This is a genomic window from Microseira sp. BLCC-F43, from assembly GCF_041929235.1.
GTDB lineage: Bacteria > Cyanobacteriota > Cyanobacteriia > Cyanobacteriales > Aerosakkonemataceae > Microseira.
Window position 1 is genome coordinate 1 of record NZ_JBHFNP010000282.1, and the last position, 8208, is coordinate 8208.

Sequence of the window (8208 nt, forward strand, 5' to 3'; positions counted from 1 at the left end):
CCAAGAGGGATGGACTTGGATTTCTAGGTTACTTTCCTCACCATCATGTTTATCAAGTTGTCAAGGTTCTTGCCTTGCTAGCCATCCTCCGATATTCGGTTTCGGCTAAACGAATCGCACGTTCATCTCCCACCAATCGAATCGATCGCCAAGTTGGCGATTATACCAATACCGCGAGACTCTAAGCCAGTAATTAAGCTGCTGCTTCTGTTTGGTGTCTGGATAAAATTGGTACTGATAAGTCACTCTCACAGGCGTTTTGACCACAGGTGCTGAATTAGTGTTATCATAGCAGCCGGAATATTTTAGTGTCAACCGTGAGTAAAGACTTAATTCACAAAGCTAGGGGGATTTCAGACCTCAAATGCCATTTAGTGTTAACCACCAAGTATCGGCGTCAAGTACTGACCGATGCAATGCTGACGCGCCTAGAAGAAATATTTACTGCATTGATGGAGAAGTGGGAAGGACGATTGATAGAATTTAATGGAGAGCGCGACCACGTTCATTTATTGCTACAATACACCCCGCAGACTGAGCCGAGTAAGTTAATTAATAACCTTAAAACCGTTTCTAGTCGATATTTACGCAAAGAGTTCGCCGACTTAATAAATCGGGTTTATTGGAAGGATGTTCTTTGGACAAATGGCTACTTTATTGCTTCTTGTGGCGGTGTGACTGTCGAACAGTTAAAGAAATATATTGATGAGCAAGACCGACCTATTAACTAGCATAGATTTTCTGTTCACGTCCTCATCCACCCCATCGCTTTTAACGGCTACGCCATTAATTCTCTCACGGGTGGAATCGTCCGTTCACACGCCTCTCATCCCACACCAACCTTATCAGGTATGGTGTGGGGATTCCCGGCTGTCTAGCTAATGTCTTAGGTGTAGAAAAAGTCGGGATTTATGATAACTTTTTTGAGTTGGGAGGACATTCTTTATTAGCAACTCAAGTTATCTCAAGACTGCGATCGGCATTTAATTTAGATATCTCCTTGCGCTGTTTGTTTGAATCGCCTACCGTCGCCGAACTAGAGAAATTTATCGAACCTTCTGTTGACCACAAATCAGCACAAATTGCACCCCCCATTGTTCCTTGCCAAAATCTAACTGAATTCCCCTTGTCCTTTGCTCAAGCAAGACTTTGGTTTCTCAACGAACTAGAAGGAGCAAGTGCTACCTACAATATGCCCTTTGGGGTGCATATTCAGGGAAATCTAAATGTCAACGCCCTAACAGAAGCAATTCAAGAAATAGTCAACCGGCACAGCATTTTACGGACTAATTTTCAGGTAATCAATGGTTCAACAACCCAGATAATTAATCCCAATGTCACTATACCCCTATCCGTTATCAACGCAGAAAATTTACCCGCAGATACAGCAGAATTCCGGCGTCTAGCAACCTTAGAATCACAAAAACCCTTTGACTTAACAAATGATTGTTTAATCCGGGGAACCCTCTGGCAATTTTCCACCGCAGAACATTTGCTTTTGCTGACAATACATCATATTGTTTCTGATGGTTGGTCGATGGCAATTTTCATGCAAGAATTATCTACCTTATATCAATCTTTCACTCAAGGATTGCCTTCCCCTTTACCAGAGTTACCCCTACAATATGCTGACTACGCAGTGTGGCAGCGCAACTGGTTCACATCAGAAGTATTAGCAACCCAGCAAAACTACTGGAAACAGCAATTAGCAGATGCACCGCAACTATTAAAACTACCCACAGAGCGGCCACGCCCAGCAGTCCAGACTTTCCAAGGCGCAATTGTAGAATTGGAAATCAATTCCCAGGTAGCACAGCAATTAAAAACCCTGAGTCAGCAGTCAGGTGCAACCCTATATATGACGCTTCTGACTGCTTTTGCTACCTTGCTATCTCGCTACAGTGGACAGGATGATATTCTCATTGGTTCTCCCATCGCCAACCGGCACCACCAAGCAACAGAATCCCTGATTGGTTTCTTTGTCAATACCCTAGTAATGCGGACAAAACTACTAGGAAATCCCACTTTCTTAGAACTACTTAAGCAAGTCCGCCAAGTCACCCTCGACGCTTATGTTCATCAAGATATACCCTTTGAGCAAGTCGTAGAAGCCCTACAGCCAGAACGTTCCCTCAGCTATACTCCCTTGTTTCAAGTCATGTTTGATTTGCAACAGGAACCTATTAGCTGGGAACTCCCTGGTTTGAGCTTAAAATCAGTGGAAAAAGAGCATAAAGTAGCCAAATTCGATTTAACCCTCGAAGTAGTACAAACAGCCGAAGGATTCCGATTAAAGTGGGAATATAACAGCGATTTATTTAACCGCGAAACTATCTCGCGGATGTCTAACAACTTCCAAACCTTGTTAGCAGCAATTATTGCCAATCCCCATCAACCAGTCAAACAATTAACCTTGCTGACAACAGCAGAACAACATCAATTATTAGTAGAGTGGAATAATACCCAACTCTCCTATCCCCAAAATGCTTCTCTGCCTGATTTGTTTGCCAAACAAGTGTTGCAAACACCCGATAATATCGCAGTGGAATTTGTCGGCCAAAAACTAACCTACAGAGAGTTAGATGAGCAAGCAAATCAACTAGCCAATTATTTACAAAGTTTGGGAGTAGGCACAGAAAACTTAGTCGGACTTTGTGTAGAGCGTTCCCCATTAATGATAGTTGGATTACTAGGAATTCTCAAAGCCGGTGCTGCTTATTTACCCCTAGATCCATCCTATCCCCAAGAACGCCTAGCCTTTATGCTCTCTGATTCCCAGGCATCTGTCCTGTTGACTCAAGAAAAGCTAGTCTCATCACTACCAAAACACAATTTACACCACTGCATTTGCCTAGATAAAGATTGGAAAGAAATAGCACAGCAATCAGCCACTACACCCATCAGCAATCTCAAACCAGATAACCTAGCTTATGTAATTTATACATCCGGTTCCACTGGCAAACCCAAAGGGGTAATGATTGAGCATCAGTCAATCGTCAATTTTGCGATCTCGGCTCAAAATAAATACAAAATCACCTCTAGCGATAAAGTTCTCCAATTTGCCCCCGTTTCCTTTGATGTCGCCGCCGAAGAAATTTATCCTTGCTTAACTACTGGCGGTACAGTGGTGCTACGCACAGATGAAATGCTCTTGTCTGCCAGTCGATTTTTCCAAAGATGCCAAGAGTGGCAATTAACAGTCATAGATTTGCCCACATCCTACTGGCATCAGCTAATACTAGAATTAGCCAAAACAAAAGAAACACTCCCAGAATCTTTGCGATTAGTAATTATTGGCGGAGAACCAGCCTTACCAGAAACCTTAAAACTCTGGCAAACCTGTGTGCAACCATTAGGGAATCCTCCCCAATTGCTAAACGCCTACGGACCAACAGAAACAACCGTTGAAGCCACTTGCTGTGACTTATCCGAGTACATGAAAAAGCATCCCACAGCCACTTCTGTACCGATAGGATCTCCTCTCAATAATGTCACCACTTATATTCTCGACAATTACCTCCAACCCGTCCCCATTGGTGTAGCTGGAGAATTGCACATTGGTGGAGATGGTTTAGCCAGGGGGTATTTAGGTCGTCCAGATGTCACTACACTGAAATTCATTGCCAATCCATTTAGCAATCAACCAGAGGCGCGTCTTTACAAAACTGGTGATTTGGTGCGCTATTTACCCGATGGCAAAATCGAATACTTAGGTCGAATTGATAACCAAGTGAAAATTCGGGGATTCCGCATTGAAATAGGCGAAATTGAAGCGGCGATCGCCCAACACCCACAAGTGCAATCGACAGCAGTGATTGTCCGCGAAGACTCGCCAGGTGACAAACGCCTTGTAGCCTACATTGTTCCCCAAGGAAATTCGCCAACCAGCAGCGAACTGTATCGCTTCCTGAAGCAGATGCTACCAGACTACATGATGCCTGCTGTGTGGGTAAATCTCGACAATCTGCCACTGACAGCTAACGGCAAGGTAGATTATCGTGCGCTACCAGTTCCCGATGCCAGTCTAAGTCGGCAAGGTGATTATACACCCCCTCGCAGTGAACTAGAACGACAGTTAGTGCAAATCTGGTCAGAAGTGCTGAATATTTCGCAACAGATAGGCATCCACGATAACTTCTTTGAATTGGGAGGACATTCTCTCAAAGTTACCCAACTCATTTTTCGGCTGCGGGAGGTTTTGCAAATTGAATTGCCTGTACTACGTTTCTTTGAAACACCAACCGTTGCTGAACTCGCTGAAGCTATTGAACTTGCTCACCAAGGAAACCCCATTTCACCACCAGCGAAAAACAGTTCCATCTTTGACTTAGCTGCTGAAGCTACCCTGGATAGTGCCATTGTTCCAGAAAGCACACCAGATTTACCTTTCACCCGACCATTTCATTCTTTCCTCACAGGTGCAACGGGTTTTATGGGGGCATTTTTGCTCTCTGAACTCCTGCAACAAACCCCAGGCAATATTTATTGTTTGATTCGGGCAAACAGTGTGGAAGCGGCTCACAGAAAACTCAAAGATAACCTTTCATCTTATTTACTCTGGGATGAACAAATTGGCAGGAAAATTATTCCAGTTGTCGGAGATTTAAGTCAACCACGTTTGGGGCTTTCGGCAAGTAAATTTGATGAATTAGCTGGCCTTGTTGATGCGATATATCATAACGGGGCATTAGTTAATTCGGTTCTGCCTTATGCCCAACTCAAAGCCGCAAATGTTAACGGCACTCAAGAAATTCTGCGATTAGCTTGCCGCCAAAAAATCAAGCCAGTCCATTACATTTCTACTATTTCTGTATTTCCTCTGGCTATTGATGCAGCAGAAACCAAAGTGATTACAGAACAGGATAACCCTGATGATTTTGCGACCGAACTTAGTAATGGCTATGCCCAAAGTAAATTGGTGGCTGATAAGTTGGTGAGAATTGCCAACTCCAGGGGAATTCCTATTTCTATCCATAGACTAGGAAGAATCACAGGTCATAGCCAAACAGGAGTTGCAAATACAAATGACTTTTTGTACCGCATGATTAAAGGTTGTATTCAACTCGGGAGTATTCCGCAACGCTTTGACATGGTGGATATGAATCCTGTAGATTATGTAGCCAAAGGAATTATCGCTCTTTCCCTAGAGCCAGAATCTTTAGGCAAAACCTTCCATTTTGTCAATCCGCAAACAATTTATTGGCATCAGTTAGCCAATGCGATTCGTTCTCAAGGCTACTCAATTGCCGAAGTACCAGAGCAGCAATGGCGAGAAGAAATAGCCAATCTATCGACCGATGCCACTGATAACAGTTTATATCCTCTGCTCGCTATGTTTTCTGAGAAAAAACCTAGGAAAAGAAGTGTCACACTTGAGTTTAATTGTCAGGAAACCCTGGATAGTCTTGAGGAATTATCCATCACTTATCCGTCAGTAGACGATAGCCTACTGTTCACCTACTTTTCCTATCTGATGAACAGCGGATTTCTGGAGGTTACCAAATCAAAAATATGACGAGACATTAGATACCCGACTTCTTAAAGAAGTCGGGTATCTGATGGTATCTGAGGATTAATTAACCAATCATCACTATTGCTATGTTAGAAAACAACCAACCAGAGTTAAAAGAACAGCCAGGATTTGGATCGTATTTATCGAAGTGGACCGAGTATTTCTCCAGTAATGGAGGAAAGATAACTCAAAGCATGAGCGTTTTTATCTTGATCTGGATTGGTCAGGTGTTATCTCTGGTTGGCTCTCGCATGACCAGTTTTGCTCTCAGTATTTGGGTTTACCAGCATACTAATTCAGCAACCCAGTTCACTCTCCTGATTCTATCAACAACCTTACCGGCGATTATTATCTCCCCCATTGCTGGAGTATTTGTTGACCGTTGGAGTCGGCGCTGGATTATGATTATTAGTGACTTCTGCGCCGGGTTGTGTACCCTAACCATTGCCTGGTTATTTATCAATGGCAACCTAGAAGTTTGGAGTCTGTGCCTAATTGGTGCTATTAGCTCTAGCTTCAGTACCTTTCAAGCGATCGCCTATTCTTCAGCGACTACATTATTAGTACCTAAAGAACAACTTGGTCGTGCCAGTTCAATGACGCAGATTAGGTTAGCTATTGCGGAAATCCTCTCACCTGCACTGGCAGCTGCACTGTTAGTAACTGTTAAGATTCCCGGAGTTGTTGTCATCGATTTATCAACTTTGTGTTTTGCTCTGGTTTGTTTATTAGTGGTGAAGTTCCCCGAAGTTCAGAATAGAGAAGCTAAAGGAGAAGAAGTTGGGTTCCTATCTTCATTCTGGCAAGAAGTGACCTTTGGATGGCATTATTTTATCGAGCGTCCGGGACTGATTGGGTTAGTGGCTTTTGTAGCGATTACCAACTTTCTGATTGGCGGTGTTGAAGCTCTCACCACACCTCTAGTACTTTCCTTTGCCTCCACACAAGCTCTAGGTACAATATCTTCCATTGCTAGCTCTGGAATGTTAGTCAGCAGTTTCATTATGAGCTTATGGGGGGGACCACAGCGCCAGATGAATATCATATTTACCTCGATGTTCTTTTTCGGTTTATTCTATGTCTTAGCTGGCTTGCGTCCTAACCCGATTTTGTTTACTATCTCTGATTTCTTTATATTTTTTATAATCCCCATCGTTAATGGTGCAATCCAAGTAATTTACCAAAAGAAAGTTGCTCCTGAAGTACAGGGAAAGGTCTTTGCATTCCGCATTGCAGTTACTCAGGGTTTTCTGCCGCTTTCTTATCTAATTGCCGGACCACTAGCTGACCGATTTTTTGAACCGTTGATGGCTGCTGATGGGTTGGGAGCAGCTAATATTGGAAACATTATTGGTGTTGGTCATGGTCGAGGTATTGGTTTGATGTTTGTCATCATGGGGATATTTAGCATCATTTTCACCTTCATTGCCTACTTGTATCCCCGTCTGCGTCTGCTGGAAGATGAGTTACCGGATACAATTCCTTTGTTCGATCAACCTGACTTTCATCAGTCTGGCACCACACTAAATGAGTGCGGTCAAAAGTAGTTGGTTGAGATTGATGCTCCTGACAAGGGAGAGCGGTGACGCAAAGAAATTTTTTCGATATCACCAACGGGTTTTGACCACACCCTCACCAAATTCATCATCGCATCAGTCTTAAAATTTCATCCCCATGTCCGAGCGAACACCGGATGGATGCGATCAAAAGTTGTTGGTTGAGATTGATGCTCCTGATGCTCCTGATGCTCCTGACACGGTGACGCGGAGAAATTTTTTCGATATCACCAACGGGTTTTGACCACACCCACACCGGATGCGCTCGCGCGAAGAACTCGCCCTCTTGGGTGTCGCGGTCGGCTTAGCTGAAGGCACAGTCTACCTGCTACTTATAGCGGATTGCAGTCGGATGAGGTACACCTTGGTTTGTCAAGCGCGCACCCTTAAGGGTGCGCGCTTGACAAACTCAGCCTTAAGGCTGTACCTCAATCATTTGCAATCCGCTGTAATTTAACCCTGGGCGCTGCTTCCGGTTTGCTCTGGTATGCTTTAATCCGCAAAGCCGCATTATACAGTCTCACGGGTTTGGCTTGGAGTGTGGTAGCGCTGGGTCTCTCGCCTTATTTGGAACACCTGTTTGATATGATGTCCGCCTAATTACCCTTAATAAAAATATCACCGCGTCACCGTGTCACCGTGTCAGGAGCGTCATTCCTAACTATGGGTGAAGAACCGGACATGATATGACTTGGTAACCTCGATCCGCTTATCCGAATTGGCTAATCCAAATCTACCTAAAGAAACCCGGTTTCTGACTGAAATAATGGCCTTCCCAGGCAAGCCGCGATCGTGAGGGTAATTTTCAATACTGCATCCCCTTTTAATTTAATTACCAATTAGCTATTAACCATTATCCATCGCACAATTTAATCTTTCATTCTCAAAACTGCATCCTATTTTTATTTAATTACTAATTATTTAGTTATTGTTGCAAATTACACAATTTATCATGACAATTAAATATATTATCATCGCTTGATTTCGCTGTCAACCATCTGACCTTTGAAGACGCACCAGACGGGGAGAATGGGAGACGCTAAGAGTGCACCATTCTCAAGATCTCTGCACCTGGTCACTTGCCCCCGGATTTATCCGTGGAGAGAAAAGAAATTCTTCCTTGCTTGAATCCCCCGGATT

7 protein-coding genes are annotated in these 8208 nt (G+C 43.6%); 6 read left to right on the top strand and 1 reads right to left on the bottom strand.

Features of this window, described 5'->3' with window-relative positions:
* On the top strand, nt 1-185 hold a 185-nt coding region (locus tag ACE1CM_RS37875), incomplete at its 5' end, for a hypothetical protein (RefSeq protein ID WP_374884107.1).
* Here ACE1CM_RS37875 and ACE1CM_RS37880 read toward each other — a convergent pair.
* Nucleotides 106-267: a helix-turn-helix domain-containing protein gene (locus ACE1CM_RS37880; protein ID WP_374884101.1), complete on the bottom strand. Its 162-nt coding sequence runs from the start codon at nt 265-267 to the stop codon at nt 106-108. The two genes, ACE1CM_RS37875 and ACE1CM_RS37880, sit on opposite strands and share 80 nt — an antisense overlap.
* A gap of 50 nt (nt 268-317) precedes the next feature.
* Here ACE1CM_RS37880 and tnpA point away from each other — a divergent pair, with 50 nt between their 5' ends.
* The 5 genes from tnpA (at nt 318) to ACE1CM_RS37905 (ending at nt 7668) form a co-directional block, all read left to right on the top strand.
* Nucleotides 318-731, top strand: coding sequence for an IS200/IS605 family transposase (gene tnpA, locus ACE1CM_RS37885; protein WP_374884102.1), 414 nt, complete (start codon nt 318-320; stop codon nt 729-731).
* Between the two features lie 125 nt (nt 732-856).
* Complete coding sequence (locus ACE1CM_RS37890; protein ID WP_374884103.1) at nt 857-5515, top strand: amino acid adenylation domain-containing protein; 4659 nt, start codon at nt 857-859, stop codon at nt 5513-5515.
* A gap of 83 nt (nt 5516-5598) precedes the next feature.
* Complete coding sequence (locus ACE1CM_RS37895) at nt 5599-7059, top strand: MFS transporter (protein WP_374884104.1); 1461 nt, start codon at nt 5599-5601, stop codon at nt 7057-7059.
* A gap of 127 nt (nt 7060-7186) precedes the next feature.
* Nucleotides 7187-7312 (top strand): hypothetical protein, encoded by a 126-nt coding sequence (locus ACE1CM_RS37900; protein ID WP_374884105.1) that lies wholly within the window; start codon nt 7187-7189, stop codon nt 7310-7312.
* Between the two features lie 284 nt (nt 7313-7596).
* On the top strand, nt 7597-7668 hold the full coding sequence (locus ACE1CM_RS37905) for a hypothetical protein (RefSeq protein ID WP_374884106.1): 72 nt from the start codon (nt 7597-7599) through the stop codon (nt 7666-7668).
* Nucleotides 7669-8208 lie beyond the last annotated feature (540 nt).